Here is a 21,918-nt window from a genome sequence, read left to right on the forward strand (position 1 = left end):
TCGCGGCACCGTCCAGCCGGATTGTCACTTGGCCCAGAGCGATTTCGATTGATCCCAAAGGCTGCGCTTCTGGCTTGCCTGGTTGACCCGAACGCACCGGCAAAGAAGGCGCATTTCCCTCCGACAGCACGAGAGACGCAAAGCAGAAGCCGTCGTCCTCCATCGCCGGCAAAACCAACTTGCCGTCCCGAGCCCGACCACGCCATTCCGACAAATGGTTCGCCCGCAGCCCATAACGTGCCGCAACCGCGTTCACCGTTACGCCAGGCTTCAGGCTTTCTGCAACGATCTGCGCCTTGACCTCGTCAGGCCAGCGCTTCTGGCCATTGCCCCGTAAATCCACCCCATAGTCCCTGAGAAACTCCACCGTAGTCGCCATCGCGAAACTCCCGCCCCATGTCCAACAGGTGCGGAGTCGCAGGTTAATCGATCATGCAGAAGGTGGGGGCCCGAGAACGCTTACTCATCGAATGCTGACACACTGACAGCGCGGTGATGAGTCCCTCGCCAGGGCAGGTCGCGATCTTCGTCTCCGCAATTATAGTGCCATTATCATCGACAACACAGATGGCAGTCGTCTCCTGTGAGACATCCAAGGCGGCAAAGCATGGCATGACAGTTCTCCGCTCACAGCCATCGTCATTGGCCACAAACAAAGCCAGATCAAAGACCTGCTGCCGTGGAACTACGTCAAATAGTGAGATCGGCGCACCGCTTGCAATCTTGGTGTTTTGTAGAATATCTCATTGGCTTGGCGCAGTCCGCGAACCTCACTTTCCAGTTTCTTTATCCGATTGCGTTCCTCGGCCGCGATACAGGCGCGCATGCCGCAATCTACCTTTGCTACTTTCATCCATCAGAAGTAGAATTTCACACTATCCCAGTAGTTTCTAAATGGGCGCACCGGATGTGGAAACGAGCGAACCCTAACGTGTGATGAAACGGGAAACCATTTTAACGATGATATCACGGTCATAATCTAAGGTTGCTACGTGAAATGAACTCTCTAGCCACCGCATCATTACCTCGGACGAGCCTACGCCGCTCGCAATTCGCAAGCCGTTTTCAGGGGCGACAATGTGATCAGTTCGAGACTGAAGAATGAGAATAGGTTGCTTCAGGTTCGGCAACATTAATCCAGTTGCACAAGTCAGCAAAAACCGTTCGCGCAGCGTGGCGGTCGGGATGGTATCATAACAAATTTCGCGGCGGTCAGGATGTTTAATATCCGATCCAATGCCGCGCTGAAATTTATCAGGCATATCGGCGAAGAGAGTGCTAACCTGCTCTGGCTGATAAATGCCCGTCGAACCATTGATGGATACGACCAAATCGACCAGCTCGGGAAACCTGATCGACAGGTTTAAAGCGATTGTGCCACCCAAAGACAAACCGGCCACAGCAACTGTGTTACACCTTGCGCACAGGACCCTAAGCGCATTTTCGGCAGACGCCAACCAATCTTGATAACCTGTCTGCGCCAGCGCAAATGGCGTTTCACCGTGACCTGCTAGAAGGGGCGCGCTGAGTGTGGCCCCGGTGGCCTCGTGGATTTTATGCCCGACATAGGAGACGCTTTGCGGTGTGCTGGTGAACCCGTGCAAGAGCAGCAGCCCGACAGAGGACCCTGGCAGGAAAAAGGGTGTTGGGTCTGAATCGTAGTCCATTCGCTCTCACACTAGCAGCTGTTTTTGCATCCTCATAAGATGCTGAATGGGGGCAACTGCTCAAATAGACTTGTGTGATCGGGTGATCGCAGGATTAGATCACCCAGCCGATCGCTTGTTTTTTAGAAAGCTGCCTCGAAAGGTTTGAAGCAATTTCGTATCGACAACTTTGCTCCAAGCCATTGCGATCGTAAGCTGCGGAGTCCAATCGGGAACGGACAGAATTTTCAGCGAGGCAGGCAGGCTATCCGCTGCACTTATTGGGTAAAACGTCAAACCACGCCCATCAGCGACCCGCTGAAAAATCACCTGAACATCCCACGCTTCGTCTGCAATACGCGGGTTGATATCGCCCGTGACAAAGGCTGCGTCGAGCAACGATCTAAAAGAGCGCCAGTTTTCCCGAACTCCCATCACAAAATCGCTGTCACGAAGTGTGTCGAGCGTTATCTGCTCGATGGAGCGCGGCACCACTACGCCAATTGGGGTTGTCCAGACTGGATCTTGGTCAATTTCGGGGTCTGTAACGGTTTCATGCGACAGCAAAAAACCAATATCGATTGCGCCAGCTTTCAAGCTGCGCATCATCGCATCAGTTGACATCACATGCATTTCAACCTGACATCCGGGGTGCATTTTATGAAAGCTATCTAGCCCCGCAGAAATCTGTGATGATGTCGCAAGTGCCGAATAACCAACGATAATATGCCCACGCGCGCCTAAGCTGTTTTGCCTTGAGGCCCGGATGGTGCGCTCAAAAGACGATAGCGTCAGGCGCGCGTCTTCAAGAAATACATGTCCGGCCTCGGTGATCTCAAAGACATTCGCCTTGCGGTTGAAAATCGCAAAGCCGAGGTCTTTTTCGGTATCTTGAACGGTCTTGCTGACGGCGGGTTGCGCGATATTCAAAACGTCTGCTGCGGCCCTAAAGCCTCCGGCATCTGCGACCGCAATGGTATAGCGCAGATGGCGCAAGCCTATGCTTGTGGGCTTCAAATTCATCTCCTTTTAGGTAGCCCCCCACGATAACCAAATGCGATCACCCGATCAAGCATTGCTATTTGAATAGGTTGTGCTGCTGGGGAATGTTGGGTCTGAGGGCCAGGGGACTGCAAAACGTCTACTTGGGCATGGAGGAAATATGGATCGCGTTTTTCGAAAATTGACCCACGGGCTGATGCTTGTGGGGGGGCTGGGTATTATCCTGATGATGGCAAACATTACATTGGATGTTGTGCTGAAGGTGTTCTGGAACGCGCCAATTCAGGGCACGGTCGAGATTTCGTCGTATTATTACATGGTCGCCATTGTGATGCTGCCCATGGCGATGGTCGAATATGATGATGAACAGATCAGCGTCGACCTGCTCTTTAACCATTTTCCCGATTGGCTAAAACGCTCCAGCCTGTTGCTTACGTTTTTAGCCACCGCAGTCATGTTGTCCATAATGACGTGGCGCACCGGATTGGACGCAGTACGCGCCTTTAGGGTCGGAGAGGTCGTGATGGGCAGCCGCGAAATTATCGTCTGGCCTGCACGCTGTATGCTGCCAATCGGTTTTGGGTTGGCCGCTGTCGCCGCCATGCTCCGTGCAATCATGCTGTTGCGCGGCCGCACAGTGACAAAACTACAAGATACAGGGTCCGCAGTATGAGCATGTTGATGATAGGCTGGATCGGTGTCGGCGCACTCTTTGCATTGCTGGCATTCCGAATGTCGATAGGCATCGCCCTGATGTTAGTTTCTTTTATCGGCATCTCAGTCATGCTGAACACGACCGCAGCTTTTGGGATCGTCAGCGCCCTGCCCTTCAGCTTTATCGGTGACTGGTCTTTGACCGCGATCCCTATGTTTTTGCTGATGGGGTTTATCGCTGCGAATACAGGCTTGACCACTGGCGCTTTTGATCTGTTGCGGTTGCTGCTGTCTAGGGTGCCGGGCGGTTTGGCCTCGGCCAGCGTCGGGGCCTGCGGGTTGTTTGCCGCCGCTTCGGGTTCAAGTATCGCCACCACCGCAGCCATGGCGCGTATCGCCGTGCCAGAAATGCTGCGGGCCAAGTACCACCCCTCACTTGCCACCGGCGTTGTCGCGGCTTCGGGCACGCTGGGGTCGCTTATACCACCCTCAATCCTTATGGTGCTTTACGGAATCTTCACCGAACAATCGATTGGCCAATTGTTTATTGCAGGGGTCATCCCCGGCGTAATCTCGGCCTTGATCTACATGGCGATGATTACAGTACGGTGTATCCAAAACCCAAAGCTGGCCCCGCGCAGTGTTGAGGTTTTCGAGGCTGACAGGTTCTTGCGGCTTTTATGGTCCGTCTGGCCTTTCCCTGTCTTGATTATGGGGGTTCTCGGCGGCATCTTTGGCGGGTTTTTCACACCGACCGAGGCAGGCGGCGTCGGGGCTTTTCTAGCAATCCTTATCTCAATTCTGCGCCGCACCCTAACATGGGACGCGATGCGCTCGGCCATTCGCCAGACCGTGGTGGCAACTTCATCGATTTTTTTCCTCTCTATCGGGGCGATCATGTTTACCCGCTTTATGGGGCTGTCCGGTGTGCCACGTTCACTGACGGATGCGATGCTGTCAGTGTCTGACAACAAGATCATCATCATTCTGATGGTCGCCGCGCTATTCGTGATCCTCGGGATGGTGATCGACTCGATTGGCCTGATGCTGCTGACACTGCCGGTACTTTTGCCTGTCCTAGAGGCCGCGGATATTAACCTGATCTGGTTCGGCATCATTACGATTAAGTTGCTTGAAATCGGCCTTGTGACACCACCTGTCGGCCTGAACCTTTATGTTTTGCACAGCGCGCTGTCTGGAAAAGTAAAGCTCGGCGATATTATTTCGGGGACCACATGGTTCATCGCGATGGATCTTTTGACCCTGATTTTGTTGATCGCATTTCCAGCGCTCAGCCTGTTCTTGCCATCTTTCATGGCAAACTAACCCGAAAACTCGACACGTTCCAAAGGGAGGACACCTGTGAACATGATATCCATTCTGAAATCCACGACCATCGCGCTCGTCGCGATGACCACCACCGCTGCTGCGGAAAGCTATAACGCAAACCATTTCTTTGCCGAGCGCCATTCGATGGTCCGCGGACCTTACGTTGAATTTGCCGAAAAGGTTGCCACCGAAACAGGTGGCGAGATCGAATTTACAGTCTTCTCTGCAGGTTCATTGTTGCCGCCTGCATCCTCGCTTCAAGGCGTGCGGGACGGCGTGGCGCAAGTCACCTATCATGCAGGAACCTACACCCCGTCCGAGCTGCCGATTGCCAACCTCGTCGGCAACATGGCCTTTTACAACACCGATCCTTTGGTCATGGCCTTCGCCTCGACCGAGTTCGGCCTGACTAACCCCGAGCAGCAAGCCGAGTGGAAAGCAAATGGTGTGGTGTTTGGCGGCGGTTATTCAACGTCAGAATACTTGATGCAATGCAATACTCCGATCCGAACGCTGGAGGATATGAAGGGTAAACGTCTGCGCATGGCTGGGGGCGCTTGGTCACGCTTTGCAGAGTTTGTGGGCGCTGTTCCGGTGTCGATCCCGTCCAGTGAAATGTATACCGGCCTTGATGCCGGCTCGCTTGATTGTGCTGTCGCTGCGGCCGATGCACTGGACAGCTTTAGCTTGAAAGACGTCGTCACAGACCTGAACACCTTGGCGATCGGGAACTATTACGCAGGTTTCGAGTGGGGCTATAACGTACCATTCTGGCAATCTATCTCGGCCGAAAACCGTCGTGTGCTGTTCAATCAGATGGCGTATTATCTGGGGCAACACCGCATTGAATTCGACAACGATGTGGAAAAGGCTGTGACATCCGCGCAAAAGGCCGGGATGGCGGTGACCGAACCAGATGCCACTTTGACAAACGCTTTGGCCGAATTTGTGGTGGCTGATGAGGCAATCCTGATCGAGACGGCAAAAGAGCGGGGCGTGAAAAACCCGGAAGAAATTCTTGCGTCATTCAAATCGATCATTGACAAATGGGATGCTCTGCTCGCCGGTGTTGATCGCGATGATGCCGATGCGCTGGCCCAACTTGCCCGTGCCGAAATTTACGATCGGCTTGATGAAAACACGTACGGCGTCGAATAATCTGCACGGCCACGTCTATTGAAGCTTAGAATGAGGTGGCTGGAAAGCTGCCTCATTTGCTTTTTGGGCAGTCCGCACTCCAAAGCAGGCCCAGTTTGATGCACCAAATAGGGTTACACATGGCGCGGATGCTGACGCCCTTGCCAGAGCAGAGCAGATTACTCTTATTGGCGCGCGTGGTAGTATAAAACGACGGCAAGCCAGTCTTTACAAGGATATTGAAGGCCGTCGCTTCTGCCCTGCACGCCTCACTACACTCAGGGGGCAGGTCACACTGACGTGGTGGTAATTGCCCTCCATTCCCAAAGTCGGCGAGTTGGTGACGCGTCTGAAAGTAGTTATACTGTAAGCAACAATTCTCGCTGCAACCGTCACAAACGGATTACACCCACCATAGGTTAAAACACCCGCAGTCAGTTAAGAACCCTCCTGAACCCATGGCTGGGGTGTCGGGAAGATCCTAAGTAATATCTTAGCACGGTGGTGCGCCTATGACCGACAATCAGGTGCGTTGAACACCCTATGGTGACGCTATTATTACGGCAGGCAATCGTTTGCATCCAGCTTCAGCACTGGATCGTTTGAGGTGCATTCTTCGCCGCTGATCGGATAATGACCTGAAGTGGTGCATCCTGACAAAGCAAAAAGCGCGCATGCGACAGTGACAAATATGGTTTTCATGGAAGAGTCCTTTTCTGGCTTGGCAGGGCTTTGCACCCTGCGTCGTTAGCATGGTTAATGTATTATGACTTTGGGGCCGCTGAAATGCGGGTGCCCGCGGCCCCATTCAGTAGCTTGAGCGCATCCGCCAAACGGCCGATGCTTGCGACGCCGCCCTGATCTGCAAACGCGCAAGCGGCCTCGATTTTGGGGCCCATCGACCCTGCGGGCATCTGCAAAGCGCGGCCTTCCTCGGGGGAAAACCACTGCATGGCCTTGGCCGTGTCGGTGCCAAAGCCGCTAAAAACAGCCTCGACATCGGTCAGCAGCAGCAAGGCATCCGCGCCAATATCGGCGGCCAAAAGCGCGCTTGCGGCGTCCTTGTCGATCACCGCCTCGACGCCGATCATGCTGCCATCGGCGCGGCGCACCACGGGGATACCGCCGCCGCCCGCGCAGATCACCGTCACGCCTTGGTCCAGCAACAGCCGCACCACCCGCAGATCGGGGATCTCGACGGGCTTGGGCGACGCGACAACGCGGCGCCAGTATTGGCCGTCTTGCGCAATAGACCAGCCTGCGGCTTTGACGCGGATCTCGGCCTCTTGCTGCGTATAGACTGGCCCGACAAATTTAGTCGGCGCGCCAAAGGCCGCGTCTTTAGGATCGACGATCACCTGCGTCAAAAGCGTCGCCACCGCGTGATCGTGACCAAGCGCGTTTTCCAGCTCTTGCTCGATCAGATAGCCAATCATGCCCTCGGTTTCGGCACCCAAGACATCCAGCGGATAGGCCTCATCGGGTTTATAGGCCGCCCCCTGCAAGGCCAGAAGCCCAACCTGCGGGCCGTTGCCATGCGTCACGATCAGCTGATGCCCCGCCCGCACGATTTCCGCCAGCGCAAGGGCGGCAGTTTTGACATTGGCGCGCTGCGCCTCTGCCGTCAGGGGCTGGCCGCGCTGCAAAAGCGCGTTGCCGCCCACGGCTGCAACCACCAGCATCTTAGGCCCCCAATGTGGCGACAAGCACCGCCTTGATGGTGTGCATCCGGTTTTCGGCTTGGTCAAAGACGATCGAGGCAGTGCTTTCAAACACTTCGTCGGTCACCTCCATCGCGTCCAAACCAAATTCAGCCTTCATCTCGGCGCCGACAGTGGTGTCGGTGTTATGAAAGGCGGGCAAGCAGTGCATAAAGCACGCACGCGGGTTGCCCGTCTTCGCCATCACCGCCGCATTGACCTGATAGGGGGTCAAAAGCTTGATCCGCTCGGCCCATTTCTCTTTGGCCTCGCCCATCGAGACCCAAACGTCGGTATAGACAAAGTCCACACCCTTGACTGCATCGTCCACGTTTTCGGTGATCCTCACCTGCGCGCCCGTCTCGGCCGCAATCGCCTTGGCCTCGTCGATGATCGCCTGCTTGGGCCAGCAGGCCTTGGGCGCACAAAGGCGCACATCCATGCCCATCTTCGCGCCGCCAATCAACAGGCTGTTGCCCATGTTGTTGCCCGCATCGCCAAGGAATGCATAGGACACTGTGTGCAGCGGCTTTTCGACATGCTCTTGCATTGTCAGGAAATCGGCAAGAATTTGGGTCGGGTGGAACTCGTTGGTCAGGCCGTTATAGACCGGCACGCCCGAGAATTGTGCCAGCTGATCGACGATGTCCTGCCCAAAGCCGCGGTATTCGATCGCGTCATAAATCCGGCCCAAAACGCGGGCGGTGTCTTTGACGGTTTCCTTATGGCCGATGTGCGACCCCGTTGGCCCCAGATAGGTGACGCGCGCGCCTTGATCATAGGCCGCCACCTCAAAGCCGACACGGGTGCGGGTGCTGTCCTTTTCAAAGATCAGCGCGATGTCCTTGCCTTGCAGCTTGGGCACCTCGGTTCCGGTGTATTTCGCGACCTTGAGGTCCGCCGCCAGTTTCAACAGAAAGCCAATTTCACGCGAGGTAAAATCACGAAGTGTCAAAAAATGCCGGTTTTTCAGATTGTAAGCCATTGGTGTAACCTTTCAGGTTAAAGGGGATCGCGCATGGTGGGGCAGCTCATGCAGTGGCCGCCGCCACGTCCGCGCCCCAACTCGGCGCCGGGGATTGCCAGCACCTCGATGCCCGCCGCAGCCAGCGCTTCATTGGTGTCGTCGTTGCGGTCATAGCCGATGACCACGCCCGGACGCAGCGCCAGCACGTTGTTGCCGTCGTTCCACTGCTCGCGGGCGCGCTCTTCGACGGTGGTGCCGCCTGTTGGCACGATGTGGAGGCTTTTGTAGCCAAGCACCTCGGCCACGATGTCAAAGATCGGGCGCGGGTCGTGATGAAACCGCAAGGCAGCCGTGCCATCGCCAGGCCGCAGATCATAGCAGGTCAGCTCGTCCGCGACCTCTTTGAAGGTGGTGACCACATCGCCGCCGCAAAGCGTAAAAACGGTGTCCAAATGCATCGCCGCGCGGGATTTCGGGATGGCAAAAGCCAGAACCCGCTCTGCCGCTCCCGACGCAAACAGCGACTCGGCCAACTGCCCCACCCCTTGCGGCGAAGACCGCTCGCCCATGCCGATCAGCACGGTGCCATTGCCAACGGGCATGATGTCGCCGCCCTCGACCGTGGCCAAGCCGTGATCAACCGTCGGGTCGCCCCAGTGGATCTTGGCCTTGCCCGCGAATTTCGGGTGGAACTTGTAGACAGCGGTGTTGAGCAAGGTCTCGGGCCGCCGTGCCGCCCAATACATCGGATTGACCGACACGCCGCCGAAAATCCACGCCGAGTTGTCGCGGGTGAAAAGCGCATTCGGCAGCGGCGGCAGGATGAACCCATGCGCGCCAAGATAGCTTCCGAACAGGCCCGAGGGCTTGAACGGCAGATCATCCACCGCCAAACCGCCCAAGAGATAGGCAGCCAGTTGCACCCCCGACAGCCCGTTCAGCCAGTCACGCAGCTCTGACATCATGCCCGTGCCGATCTGGTCGGGGGTGATGCGATGGTCCAGCACCCAAGCGCGGGCGGTGGGGTTGTCCAGCGTCTCGGCCAAAAGGTCGTTCACGTCCAAGACCTCGACCCCTTCGCCGCGCATGGTGCTGGCGAAAACGTCGTGGTCTTTTTGCGCCTGTTTAACCCAAAACACATCGTCAAACAGCAGGTCCTGACAGTTAGCGGGGGTGAGGCGGCGATGCGCCAGACCGGGCCTGCAGACGATCACTTGCCGCAATTTGCCGGTCTCCGAAAAGACACCCAGAGTGTTGGCGTGTTCCATGACAGCCATTCCTTTTATCAAAGATATTAAAGTGCGCTGATCGCGCCGGTTTGCATCAGATAGGCAGCCACAAGAGCAGCCCCGATCAGACCCGCAGCAATCAGCATCTCGGCGCCTGTAAACGCCTGTTCATGGCGCGAACGGCGCGCCCAAACATAGAACGGAATCCCCAGCGCATAGAGAATGGCACACATAAGCAGATAGGCAGGCCCCGCCGCATAAATTAGCCACGCACCATAAACCATCGCCACGCCGCCAATCGCCATATCGGCGCCGCGCCCCTCGCCTGTCGCATAGCTTTCGCCGGTCAGCGCCAGTTTCAGCGCATAGGCCCCCGAGAACACATAAGGCACCAGGATCGCGGTCGAGGCGATGTAGAACAGCGCCAGATAGGTTGAGTTGGCGTAAAGCGTCACGAACAGCACCACCTGCACGCACACATTGGTGATCCAAAGCGCGCCAGAGGGCGAGCCGTTCTCATTCTCGGTCGCAAAGAACGCAGGCAACATCCCCTCTTTGGCGGCACGGAACGGGATTTCAGCGGCCAGCAACGTCCAGCTTAGGAACGCCCCTGCCACAGAAATCACCAAGCCGATGCGCACCACAACGGATCCCCAAGGCCCGACCACGGATTCAAGCACATTCGCCATCGAGGCCGCAGCAGGTAAGCCCGCCAAGTCAGGCTGCGACATCACCCCCAGCGACAACAAAGACACCAGAAGATAGAGCAACAGCACGGTGACAAAGCCAAGGATGGTGGCCTTGCCGATGTCGCTGCGCTTGGCCGCGCGGGCCGAGCCGACGCTTGCGCCCTCAATGCCGATGAACACCCAAAGTGTGACCAGCATCGTACTTTGAACTTGTGCGGCGATGCTGCCAAGGGTCAGCGTCTCTGTGCCCCAGAAATCAAGCTTGAAGGTCGGCATGTTGAACGCCACCAGCACCAGCACGATGAACAGGAAAATCGGCGCAAGCTTGGCAATCGTGGTGATGACGTTGACAATCGCCGCTTGGCGCACCCCCATCAAGACCAGCGCATGGATCAGCCAAAGCGCAATCGACGCGCCGACAATCGCTTGCCACGTGTTGCCCTCGTCGCCAAAAGGCGGGTAGAAATAGCTTAGCGCGCCAAAAATCAGCACGGCATAGGACACGTTGCCCAGCCACGCGCTCAGCCAATAGCCCCAAGCGCTGTTAAAGCCGACGAAATCGCCAAAGCCCGCGCGGGCATAGGAATAGGGGCCTGCATCCAGCTTGGGCTTACGCATCGATAGGTTTCTATAGACAAAAGCGAGCGCCAGCATACCGATGCCTGTGATCAGCCAGCCGATAGTGATAGCCCCAGCCGATGCCCCGCGCGCCATGTTCTGCGGCAGGCTAAACACCCCGCCCCCGATCATAGAACCGACGACCAACGCCGTTAGTGAAAAGAGCCCCAGCTTGCCTGACGCGGCGGCGGATGCTTGGGGGGGTGAATTTATGTCTGTTGCCATTGGGCCTCTCCTTGAGGACAAAGGCTGATCAGATTGCGGCGCGAAATCGCGCTGCGCTAGATCAGTCATGGCGCGAACATGACGGGCTGGGCAGGCGTCGGCTTTGACCTGTATCAAAGCCAAGCCCTTGGCGTTAAAAAATTATCCTGTCGCGGCCATGGTTTTGCGAAACCGCAGCAGGGCCGCTATGAAAAACGCCGCACTCAGCCCCGCCATCACCAGCATATCCGGCCAGACGGTGTCAAACCCCGCCCCGCGATAAAGGATCGCCTGCGCAAAGGACACGAAATGCGTCGAGGGCGCGACTTGCATAACATTCTGAAGCCAAACGGGAATGCTCTCCATCGGCGTGGTGCTGCCCGACAGCAGGTTCATAATCACCAAAACCGGCAGCGCCAGCAGACCAAACTGCGGCATCGAGGTGGTAAAGGTTGCCAACAAAATCCCCAACCCCGTGACCGACACCAGATAGAGCACTGTCCCCGCCACAAACAGCGTCACTGACCCTGCAATCGGCACGCCCAAAACTCCCTGCACCACCAGCCACAGCGACAACACCGCAGCGATTATGATCGCCAAACCGTTGGCCCAAATCTTGGCTAACATGATTTCGGACGGGGACACCGGCATCACCAGAAGATGCTCAATCGTGCCATGCTCCCGCTCGCGGATCAGCGCCGCCCCCGTCAGCAGCACCGACAGGATGGTGACGTTGTTGATTACCTGCATCACCGAGGAAAACCACGTCGATTGCAGGTTAGGGTTGAACTGCGCCGTGACGATCAGATCAATCGGCAAGCTGGTCTCGGTGTCATCGCGGGCGACGAATTTGTTGATCTCGGCGGCGATGATTTCTTGCAAAAACACCGAGCCATTGCCCGCCTGCACCATCGCCGTCGCATCGACATTCAGCTGCAACGACGGCTGACGGCCCGCCAAGACATCGGCCTCGAACCGCGGCGGAAACACCAGCACAAACACATAGTCGCCGTCGTTCATCATCAGCTCGACATCCGAGGCCGCGATTTCCTTGGGCGTATCAAACTCGGGCGGCAGAATGGCGCCAATGATCCGCCCTGACAGGTCTGATCGGTCAAGATCGACATAGGCGACCGAGGCGTTGACGACCTCGAGCTTGGCCCCGGTGGCGACGGCATAGACCGCAAAGCTGAACACATAGGCGATCAGCAGCAACAAGACCGGATCAGCCCGCAGGCTGCGCAATTCCTTTAGGCCAAGGCGGTAGATGTTGGAAAGCCATTGCTTCATCTTACCGCTCCTGCTTGCGAAGCGCCACGACCGACGCCGCGATGAACACCACCGCAAAGCCCGCCAGCGCAAGGTGGTTCTGCCACAGATCGGCAAAGCCTAGCCCTTTGGTAAAGGTGCCGACGCTGATCTGCTGAAACCACGCCGAGGGAAATCCCAAACCGATCAACCGCCCGCCGCCCGAAAGCGAGGCCACAGGCACCAACAGCCCAGAGAAATTCACCGCCGGAATGATCGAGATAATCGCCGCCGCAAAAGTCGCCGCGACTTGGGTCTTGGTAAAGGTCGAGATCAGCACACCAAACCCCGTAGACGCGAGCACATACAGTAGCGCCCCGACAAACAACGCCAGCACAGAGCCTTTCACAGTCACTCCAAACACCCCATAAGCCACCACCAAAAGCGTCAGAAAGCTGATCATGGCAATGGCGACATAAGGCAACTGCTTGCCCAAGATGAACTCTAGCCGCGTGACAGGCGTAGACCGGAAATTGGCAATCGAGCCCGTTTCCTTTTCGCGCACCACCCCCATCGCCGCCATCATCGACGGGATCAACACCAGCATCAGCATGATGACCGAGGGCACAATCGCGAACACCGACTTGAAGCTTTGGTTATAGTGAAACCGCGTCTGAACATTCGCCGCACTGGTGTCGATGACCTCGCCATAGGTCCGCTCAATCTGGTCGTCCATATAGGACAGCGCTAGCCCTTGCAGATAGCCGCGCGTGGTCTCGGCGCGAAACGGCATGGCGGCATCGACGGCAATCCGCACCTCGGGCCGCTGCGATTGCAGCAACAATCGCCCGAAATCGGCAGGCACTTCGATGCCCAAAGCAATCTCGCCACTGCGCAGCCGCGCCTGAAGCTCGGCGGTGCTGGCCGCGGGGGCTTGTTCGGCGAAATAGCGCGAGCCTGAAAACGCTTCAAGCAGGGTGCGGCTTTCGGCGGTTTGGTCTTGGTCCAGCACGGCATAGGGCAAATCCGTGACGTCAAAGGAAATGCCATAGCCAAAGGTCAGCATCAGAATGATCGGCCCCAGAAAGGCAAAGCCAAGCCGCAAGCGGTCGCGCAAAATCTCCATCGACTCGCGGCGGGCAAAGGCCCACATGCGGCCAAACCCACCGCCATTTTTGGGGGCGTCTTGGCCGTGGGGGGCTTGGGTCGCGGTGGTCGCGGCCTCTGGTCCCGCTGCCTCGCGCAGATATGCCACAAAGGCGTCGCTCAGGCTGTCGGTGCCCTTGGTCTTGGCGATCTCGGTCGGCGTGCCCACCGCCAAGACACGGCCCGCATGCATCAGCGAGATGCGATCACAGCGCTGCGCCTCGTTCATAAAGTGGGTCGAGACGAAAATCGTCACCCCATCGCGGCGCGACAGCCCGATCAGATGCTGCCAAAACGCATCCCGCGCAATCGGGTCCACGCCAGAGGTCGGCTCATCCAGAATAAGAACCTCTGGCCCGTGAATAACTGCGACCGCCAGCTGCAAGCGTTGGCGGATGCCAAGCGGCAGGGCCTCTGGGCGCTCTTCCGCGACATCGGCTAGATCAAAACTCGTCATCATCTCGGTCACACGCGCCGCCCGCGTGGCCAGCGGCAGTTGATACAGCTCGGCGTGCAGCTCTAGGTTTTGCCGCACCGTCAGCTCGGTATAAAGCGAGAAGGATTGCGACATATAGCCGACCCGCTTGCGGGTGCGCATGTCGCCCGCGTCCAGCGTCTCGCCAAAGAGCAGCGCCTGCCCCGAGCTGGCTGGCAACAGCCCCGTCAGCATCTTCATGGTCGTGGTCTTGCCGCAGCCGTTCGACCCCAGAAAGCCGAAAATCTCGCCGCGCTCGATGTCAAAGTTCACGCCATCAACGGCGGTGAAATCGCCAAAGCTGCGCGTCAGGGCCTTGGCTTGGATGGCAGGCGGGCCGTCCGAGGGCTGACGCGGGGGCACGATTACCTCTTTATGGCCGCGCCGGGCAGCCTCGGGCAGCATGGCGATAAAGGCTTGCTCCAGCGTAGGTTGCTGCGCCGCCGCGCGAATTTCGGCTGGGGTGCCGGTGGCGATTACCTTGCCGTTTGACATGGCCGCAAGCCAGTCAAACCGCTCGGCCTCTTCCATATAGGCGGTGGCGACGATCACGCTCATCTGCGGGCGTTGCCGGCGGATGCGGTCGATCAGGTCCCAAAACTGCTGGCGCGACAAAGGGTCCACGCCCGTCGTCGGCTCGTCCAAAATCAGCAGGTCAGGGTCATGGATCAGCGCCGAGCAAAGCGACAGTTTTTGCTTCATGCCACCGGACAGCTTGCCTGCGGGACGGTCGGGAAAGGGCGCAAGCCCCGTCGCCTGCAACAGATCGGCAATGCGGGCTTGGCGCTCGGACTGAGATTGCGCGAACAGTCGGCCAAAGAAATCGAGGTTCTCATAAACCGTCAGCGTCGGGTAGAGATTGCGCCCCAAACCCTGCGGCATATAGGCGATGCGGCGGTTGCAGTCCTGCAGATGGCCCGCGTCGCGGATGTCGCCGCCCAGCACCTGCACCGCGCCCGCCTGCACCCGCCGCACCCCCGACACCAGCGCCAAGAGCGTCGACTTACCGACCCCATCCGGACCAATCAGCCCCGCCATGCAGCCCGCCGGAATGTCCAGCGACACATCGTCCAACGCCGCGACCGGCCCATAGAGATGCGTGACAGAGGCCAGCCGCGCGACCGAGCTTTGGGTCATTGCGGCAGTCTCACCGTCAAATTATCGGGCCAAACCGCGCTGTCCAACACGCGCACATAACCGACCCCCGGCACCCCTGCCCGCGCCCGTTCTTGATAGTTCGCCAGCAGTTCCGGCGCGATGGTCAGCTTGACGCGAAACATCAGCTGATCGCGCTCTTGCTCCGTCTCTACCGAGCGCGGGGTGAACTGGGCCGAGCTGGCGACAAATGTCACTGTCGCGGGGATAACATAGTCCGGGATGGCATCCAAAACGATGCGCGCCTCGGCCCCGATCGCCAAACGGCCCGCATCGCGCGAGGGCAGAAACACCGCCATATACATATCTGAAAGATCGGTCAGCGTGACCACACTGCTGCCCGCCGCGACCACCTCGCCCGCATGGGCAAGCACATATTGCACCCGCCCCGCCCGCGGCGCGATGAGGCTTGAATCGTCGATCAGGCTTTGAATCCGTTCAACCGCCGCTAGGGCCGCCGCGATGGTGGCATCCGCCAAGGAAATCCCCGCATCGGCCGCCGCTACCGCCGCCTGCGCGGTGGCAAGCACGGTGCGATGGCTGTCCAAACTGGACTGCGTCGCAAAGTCTTTGGTCGCAAGCTGCTCAATGCGCGTGAACTCGGCCTGCGCGGTGGTCAGCTCGGATTGGCGCTGCCGCAACAGCGCCTCGGCTTGCAGCTTTTGCTGCTGTGCCTGCACAACCGTGGCCTGGGCTTGACGCATCTGGGCTTGCACCTCTGTCACTTCAAGACGCGCCACGACCTGCCCAGCCGCCACCCAGTCGCCTTCGGCGATCAGGGTTTCGGAAATACGGCCTGAGAGTTTTGTGGCAACCTCAATCCGCTCGGCTTCAATACGGCCGTTGGACATGCTGATCCCGTCGGGCAGCGCCGCCGTTTGCGTCGATTGCCACAAAAGCGCACCGCCTAGCCCAAGCGCCACAACAAGCACCGCGCCCGTTATCAGTTTTTTCTTCGTTGCCGAAAGTCCGTTTAACATTACCGTTCCCACCGAATCCGTCTAATCTAGGCCCCTGCTTAAGCGGCCCTGGCTGCCGGAGGATTGACTCAGATCAATTCCCAGTCTGATTTCTGTTAAGGGATATACTACCCGGCACTTCGATGTTGATCGGGAACGATGGCATTTCGAAACCATTTCGATAGCTGACCTAATTCGGGTCAACTTGTTGCCAGACATGACGCCCGAACATTTTTGGCGCATTCAGGACAGCTTGTCAGCGGTAAAGAGTATGGGTCCAAATAGCGTTATTTGATAAGAGAGTGTTCTTGGCTCATCGTAACCACTGAGGAGTGGAAAATGAAACAGACAACTGGAACACATAAAAGCCTTGGCGAGAAGATCGTCAAAGACATCAAGCGAGCGGCGTGCAAGCATTTGGAGTGCCTCCATCGGGTGGTCCAGTTTGAATGTTAGTGCATGGTGGGCCTCTGGTCTAAACCTGCGCCGTGGCCACGGTGATCGCGAGAGCAGACACGGTCGTTGCAGCAATGGCGATCAGGACGCGTCTGGGGGAGCATTTAATGCACAATACTTATTTGATTATTTTGGTTGCGGGAGCTCGCTTACAGAAATACTTGCCTTTGTATTCCACGCCGGGGTAGATCACGTTCACTATGCCACGTATTAGCTGACGGCTAGTAGAGTCGGCGGGTTTTGTTGAAAAAGTCGGCCTTACAACGCGTTGTGGGCTGCCATCATGCTCGGGTGTCTCCGTTTGGTTCGGGCAATCGCCCGTAGCGCCGCCTTGAGGCGTTTGTCTGGCCGCTCAGCTCATGTCCTGGCCTCCGAGTTGGCGCACTGAGGCCGCAGTAAAGCGGGACATCAACACTCAGCCGGTTGCCATCTGGTTTTTGTCATTTAAACTGACTAGTGCAGCCAAGTGCTAAGCTGCGAAGGCCCTGTCCGGCTGGAAAACTACCGGCTTCCATTGGGCGGTAGTCATGCCGTCAGAAGTGCGCCCAAGTTCTACAGTTATTAGTCGGTCGCCGTTGAATGCCGGGCTCAGTTCCAAGGAAAGATAGTCAAAGAGCTGACGGTCATGCACCGCTAAGATCACTTGTCTTCCTTCACGCTTGAGCGTCCTCAAGAGCGCAGCAAACTGCGCAATGTGTACATCGTCCATGCTTTGCACTGGATCATCAATGATCAACCAGGGAAGCTGGGGCATTGCTGACAGGTTGAGAGCCAAGAACAGGGTCAGTGCCGCAGTATTCAGGTTCCCCGCACTAAGCATTGCGCGCGGATTGCCCCCCTTTCCCCCGGATCGGTAGTGCGTCTCAAGAACTGCCTCTACCGATCCGCTTGAAGTCTTAGGCAACGCGAAAGCAGGAACGAAAGCTTCTTCTGGCGCGAGGCGGATAAAAAGTTCCCGCCAAACGCTGTTTAGTTCGTCATTGAAGACCTGTTTCACCTTCGAAGTGCGGAGCGATTGCGCACGACTTGCCACGTCTTTGGCTAGTGCGATCCGGCGTTCAGCTTCTTCTCGGTGAATAGACGCTAACGCCAGTTCATCGGTCGCCGACTTTACTGTAGCCGCCAATTCAACTGCCGTAGTGCGGGCAATAGACAAGTCAGCAAGCGCTTCCTCAATATTAGATATGCGATGAACCAAGCGTCGTTCAGAATCTTCTTCCTCCTCTACGAAGGCTATAAGGTCGGCAAGTATCGTCTGGAGCGGAACGTCATCTGAGGTTGTAGGACGGCCTAGCGCCTGCGCATGCTGACTCAGCTCGGGCCTTAGCCCACTTATGCTGGCCTTTCGTGTATTTAGGATGGACAGCTCGCGTGCAGAGGCAGACGCCTGCTCCTGAAGGCTCGCGCCCATCACGGCAGTGTCGTAGTGCATTGCGAGGCTATTTCTCCATTCCGTCAGCCGTGCAATATTTAGCTGAATTTCATCCCGTTGATCAGGTGATAGCCGCTTAGCAATGAGATCAGCTTCTTGGCGTTGCGCTTGGGTAATCGCTGCAACCGTTAATGAGCGATCTTTTACCAAGCTTTCCACTCGAGCTGCTGTGGAAATTAGGCGCTGCACCTCTCCGGAAACGTGGGCCGCTAGAGAGGTTTCGGACACTTCGCTGAAGTCCCGGCCGCAGACCGGGCAGGCTTCATCAAGAATATGCGAAGAGATCGCGGTAAGCGCTTCCGCCAGTTCCTGGTTTGCACCTTTGTCGCTTTCCAATTCATTCTCGATTATTCTCAATCGAGCTCTGCCCTGCCGGAGAGCCTCTTGCACTTCACCCAATATCTTCTGAGAGGCCTGGTCACTTTCTGACAAAGCCTGCAAACGCGCTAATTCATTCGCAACGAGGCGCGTCCCAACTTCATGGGTTTCTTTGGGATCGCTGGTGAACTCCGGTAGTTGACCGAACTCCTTGCGGATCGCGTTGAACAAATCATGCAGCTGTTTCCCCGGGCCCTTGGTCCAAGTTTCTAGGGCTTCCCGGCTTCTTGACGCTGCAACTTCCACCGACTGACGCTTTGCTTGATCGTCGCCGGAAGCGTCAACAAGTTGTTCTGTAGCTGCATTTAGGTCGCGACGGCGACGCGCCAATTCTCCAAGCCGCGCTTCCGCCCGGCCCTGAAATTCTTCTAGAAGAGGTGCCAAAAACTCTGCATTAAGAGTCGGTTCAGGCGGAGCCAAGCCTTCGAGCTTGGTTTTCAACTCCTGTTCAGCGGCATTAATTGCTTCGATGGCGGTCTTGTGGGCACTTTCGGCATCCGCCACGCGCTTTGCGGCTGGAGCGGCGTCCGAGCGAGCAAACCAATAGCGCGGCGCTGGCTCACGAAGCCTTCTGACATCGCCGCTGGCGTGCAGGCCATCAATCAGCGCGTCGAGCGCCTCTAAACCAAGTAGCTCTTTCACAAAGCGAGTAAGTGGGGAATCTGTTCGCCGACTGTCTTGGTGCTCATATATCTCCAGCAGGCGCCCAAGAGCGGCTTGTGGAAGGTAGCTCCGCTCGGTAAAAAATCGGGATTGGTCATCGCCAAGAATTGGGTCACCCCAGATGCGTAAACCGTCGCCTCGCATTTCGGCGGACGCCATATCGAAGCCGGTTGCATCGATTTGGACACGGCACTTCCCGTTGGCACTTAGCTTATGCGGTAAGTGTTGGATATAGCTAGGATCGAAACGGGCAAGAGAGGCAACGCTGCCCGTAAGTCCGAATTCTATGGCAGACAGAAGGCTCGTCTTACCCGTGCCATTAGGTCCATGGATTAAAACCGCAGAAGCATCTAACGAGATGTGATGCGAACCACGGATGCTACGGAAATCTTCGATTTCTAGTGAGGTGATACCCATGTTCATTCTTTGCGGTCCTCAAAGGTCGCGCCTTCATCGAATGGCTCTTCAACCATGGCGACAAACCTGTCGGCGACCGCGTTGGCTCCATGGACTGCAAGATCGATCAACTCTTTACCCTCAGTGCCCGTCATTGCTCGCAATTCCTCAAGGCAATCGATTCCTCTCCCTTCAACAGGCACGGGCAGTTTGAGTGGCAAGAGAACCGCTAGCCAATTCTTTATAATTTCGTCATCTGCAGTTTCGCCGATAGGCAACACTCGAGCGTAACGTGACAGGGTCGCGAGAGCGGCACTGTCCAAACGCGGGCCAACAAGAACTACAGTCAGAGGTCGGCGAGATCGGACAATATCAAGCGCTCGTCCAACTCCCTCAACCATCTGCTGCAGTTCTCGCGCAGACTGGGTAGCTGTATCGCCCACGACCACGAGATCTGGTGATGGCGAAGTCCCAACAAATGCAGCAGGGACGTCCAGCTTCAGGCTTGCGATCTGTAGTGGGATTGGTGTGCGTTGGAATTGCGCCGATTCGAGCATTTGTGCAACGCGTTCAACCGGTGTCGTTTCTATCAAATCGCTGCCTCCATCTTAAACCGTTGCACGATGGTGTCTAAATTATCTGTTCCATCAATGATGGATGATACGCTTAACTCCCTTAGCTGAACCTTACCCGTCCGTCCTGGCGCGCTTGTCGGATGCCTGGCTGCCCGATTCGGCGGCTCGAAACTATGTACAATGATAGAATCATCATCGTCACTTACATGTCCCTCAGCAAACATCTGGGCCGCCGCATGAGCACTCCCTGCGAAGAAAACCTGCGACCGACCGACAAGGCCATTAACCTCGATGACGCCAGACTTTGGATCGTTAGTGTCGGGCATAGTGCAGGTCCAATAACCTTGTTGCTCTCCATGGCCGATGATCGCCAGACCCAAAGAAAGTTCCACCAGCCCTGTTGACGCAAGGTGTGGATTCGCGAGTGTGCGGGAAACACCAGTGTCCGTCAAAGGGGCATAGAGTCCACTTAGCGCCGTCGAATTGCGACCATGGTGAAACAATCGTATCGCCCGGCCGAGTTGGGATAGTGCAGCGTGCATGAACGCTTCATGGTCGCCTACGGTTGCGACGCCAGCGCCCAGATCGCGTAGTCGCTGGAGCCCTTGCCGTAATTCATCTCGCTCGCCGGGCGACAAACCTACCGCGGCGGTATCAACGAAGGCACTTAGCTTTGCGCATATGATATGCAGCCAAAGGGCAGGCAACAGTGCGCCCGCGAAGGACCGGACCAAAGACGCCTCGTGGATGGCCTCCGATTGGGTAGGGTAATCATTGAAATAAAAATTCTGAAGTAGCGTGCGCTGACGAACCCCAACACTGTCTTCCGAAACCATCACGGCAGGAGGATTGGTTGGGAAGGTAGCGGGCAATTGCATACGGGCGCGGACAAATACGTCCTGGATGTTGGCATCCTGTGCTGAAAGGCCCAACATAAGCGTGCCCTTCGATACCGCTAGGTCGAGCATCTTACCAGCAATGACTTGGTTTTCTGCCTTGGCAGCCCAGCCATCGATCTGTGACTGTCGGCCTACGATACGTGGGCGATACACAGCTTCGTTTTGCCCAGCCAAGGCCGCACATCCATGAAATTTGTAGAGGCGTGCTCGGCGGATGTTGTCTTGCACATCCGTCGGAACGACCCTGACTTGGAGCACCGACGAGTTAGGTCCATCCGCGATATGCACCGCCTTCTCGATCAAATCATCCCAGTTCGCGCTCGCACAGTCAGACGCGACACCTTCCATGATTAGCGCCGCAAGGCCGAGATGCTCTGCTCCAGGCGTTGTCTGTGGATCGGCATACTGATCCGCGACCTTCACGCCTTCCCAAACGAGGTAGTCGGGCGCCTCTGTCGCCGGAAACTGATCCAACATCACTGCATAACAGTTAACAAGTTGCTGCTTGATTTGCTCAATTGGGCCCCACGTCGCAACGGGAGTGGAAAAGTCAATTACTGCTCGCTGTGTTTGATCCAATGCCACCAACGCCAAAACTTCGTTCAGGCAAGAGCGGAAAGCGCATGCCGGGTTGCCTAGGTCAATTTTGGAACGAAGATGTTCCAAAATTGCTTCAGAAACGCCTTTTAGACCAGGCAGCTTTTCGAGAGAAACCCCAGCACCGAGCCAAATAGCGTACCTGTCATCAGCAATGCCCGCCGCGAATTCCTGAAGGGACTCATCGAGCAACTCCAGCGTTTCTAAAATAGATATTTCCCAGGCTGCGGGCATTTACTGCAAGGTCACTTTCGCTCAATTTTGTCCAAGCATAAGCGGAAAATAACCGCTGCATCCATTTACTTAGGCCTAGAGCTTGCATAACGCCATGTTGAGTTGCAAGCATCAAATAGCTGAACACGTT

Annotated in this window: 17 protein-coding genes; 3 read left to right on the forward strand and 14 right to left on the reverse strand. The window is 56.9% G+C overall.

The window, feature by feature from the left end:
* The 3 genes from AKU79_RS02985 to AKU79_RS03000 form a co-directional block, all read right to left on the reverse strand.
* Nucleotides 1-379, reverse strand: a 379-nt coding sequence (locus AKU79_RS02985) for a transposase (protein ID WP_050522103.1), incomplete at its 3' end; no start/stop codon positions are given.
* A gap of 547 nt (nucleotides 380-926) precedes the next feature.
* Nucleotides 927-1,667, reverse strand: a complete 741-nt coding sequence (locus AKU79_RS02995; protein WP_050522105.1) for an alpha/beta hydrolase — start codon at nucleotides 1,665-1,667, stop codon at nucleotides 927-929.
* A 99-nt stretch (nucleotides 1,668-1,766) separates the two neighbouring features.
* Complete coding sequence (locus AKU79_RS03000) at nucleotides 1,767-2,663, reverse strand: LysR family transcriptional regulator (protein ID WP_197087205.1); 897 nt, start codon at nucleotides 2,661-2,663, stop codon at nucleotides 1,767-1,769.
* 145 nt (nucleotides 2,664-2,808) lie between these two features.
* Between AKU79_RS03000 and AKU79_RS03005 the strand changes: the two genes are divergently transcribed.
* From AKU79_RS03005 to AKU79_RS03015, 3 genes are read left to right on the forward strand one after another with little or no spacing between them, the layout of a single operon-like run.
* A complete protein-coding gene (locus tag AKU79_RS03005) occupies nucleotides 2,809-3,321 on the forward strand; it encodes a TRAP transporter small permease subunit (RefSeq protein WP_050522107.1) in 513 nt (170 codons plus the stop codon).
* A complete protein-coding gene (locus AKU79_RS03010) occupies nucleotides 3,318-4,628 on the forward strand; it encodes a TRAP transporter large permease (RefSeq protein ID WP_050522108.1) in 1,311 nt (436 codons plus the stop codon). Before AKU79_RS03005 ends, AKU79_RS03010 begins: the two co-directional genes overlap by 4 nt.
* Nucleotides 4,629-4,670: 42 nt before the next feature.
* Entirely contained in the window at nucleotides 4,671-5,789 is a 1,119-nt protein-coding gene (locus tag AKU79_RS03015) for a C4-dicarboxylate TRAP transporter substrate-binding protein (protein WP_050522109.1), read from the forward strand.
* A 537-nt stretch (nucleotides 5,790-6,326) separates the two neighbouring features.
* Here the strand turns inward: AKU79_RS03015 and AKU79_RS19455 are convergent.
* The 11 genes from AKU79_RS19455 to AKU79_RS03065 form a co-directional block, all read right to left on the reverse strand.
* Nucleotides 6,327-6,470, reverse strand: coding sequence for a hypothetical protein (locus AKU79_RS19455; RefSeq protein ID WP_197087207.1), 144 nt, complete (start codon nucleotides 6,468-6,470; stop codon nucleotides 6,327-6,329).
* A 62-nt stretch (nucleotides 6,471-6,532) separates the two neighbouring features.
* Nucleotides 6,533-7,450 carry a carbamate kinase gene (arcC, locus tag AKU79_RS03020; RefSeq protein WP_050522110.1) on the reverse strand — a complete coding sequence of 306 codons (918 nt, stop codon included), beginning with the start codon at nucleotides 7,448-7,450 and terminating at the stop codon, nucleotides 6,533-6,535.
* 1 nt (nucleotide 7,451) lies between these two features.
* Nucleotides 7,452-8,453 carry an ornithine carbamoyltransferase gene (argF, locus tag AKU79_RS03025; protein ID WP_050522111.1) on the reverse strand — a complete coding sequence of 334 codons (1,002 nt, stop codon included), beginning with the start codon at nucleotides 8,451-8,453 and terminating at the stop codon, nucleotides 7,452-7,454.
* A gap of 17 nt (nucleotides 8,454-8,470) precedes the next feature.
* A complete protein-coding gene (locus AKU79_RS03030) occupies nucleotides 8,471-9,703 on the reverse strand; it encodes an arginine deiminase (protein WP_050522112.1) in 1,233 nt (410 codons plus the stop codon).
* Nucleotides 9,704-9,729: 26 nt separating this feature from the next.
* On the reverse strand, nucleotides 9,730-11,196 hold the full coding sequence (arcD, locus tag AKU79_RS03035) for an arginine-ornithine antiporter (protein WP_050522113.1): 1,467 nt from the start codon (nucleotides 11,194-11,196) through the stop codon (nucleotides 9,730-9,732).
* Nucleotides 11,197-11,337: 141 nt separating this feature from the next.
* The gene (locus AKU79_RS03040; RefSeq protein WP_050522114.1) at nucleotides 11,338-12,465 is read right to left on the reverse strand and encodes an ABC transporter permease; all 1,128 of its coding nucleotides are present in this window, start codon (nucleotides 12,463-12,465) and stop codon (nucleotides 11,338-11,340) included.
* Between the two features lies 1 nt (nucleotide 12,466).
* Complete coding sequence (gene rbbA / locus AKU79_RS03045; RefSeq protein ID WP_050522115.1) at nucleotides 12,467-15,181, reverse strand: ribosome-associated ATPase/putative transporter RbbA; 2,715 nt, start codon at nucleotides 15,179-15,181, stop codon at nucleotides 12,467-12,469.
* On the reverse strand, nucleotides 15,178-16,179 hold the full coding sequence (locus AKU79_RS03050; protein WP_050522116.1) for an HlyD family secretion protein: 1,002 nt from the start codon (nucleotides 16,177-16,179) through the stop codon (nucleotides 15,178-15,180). Before AKU79_RS03050 ends, rbbA begins: the two co-directional genes overlap by 4 nt.
* Nucleotides 16,180-17,083: 904 nt before the next feature.
* Complete coding sequence (locus tag AKU79_RS03055; protein ID WP_050522117.1) at nucleotides 17,084-19,510, reverse strand: AAA family ATPase; 2,427 nt, start codon at nucleotides 19,508-19,510, stop codon at nucleotides 17,084-17,086.
* Nucleotides 19,507-20,076, reverse strand: coding sequence for a hypothetical protein (locus tag AKU79_RS03060; protein WP_156209434.1), 570 nt, complete (start codon nucleotides 20,074-20,076; stop codon nucleotides 19,507-19,509). The genes AKU79_RS03055 and AKU79_RS03060 overlap by 4 nt, the downstream gene beginning before the upstream one ends.
* The gene (locus tag AKU79_RS03065) at nucleotides 20,073-21,788 is read right to left on the reverse strand and encodes an SIR2 family protein (protein ID WP_050522119.1); all 1,716 of its coding nucleotides are present in this window, start codon (nucleotides 21,786-21,788) and stop codon (nucleotides 20,073-20,075) included. Before AKU79_RS03065 ends, AKU79_RS03060 begins: the two co-directional genes overlap by 4 nt.
* Between the last annotated feature and the right edge of the window lie 130 nt (nucleotides 21,789-21,918).

This window comes from Pseudorhodobacter wandonensis (genome assembly GCF_001202035.1).
GTDB lineage: Bacteria > Pseudomonadota > Alphaproteobacteria > Rhodobacterales > Rhodobacteraceae > Pseudorhodobacter > Pseudorhodobacter wandonensis.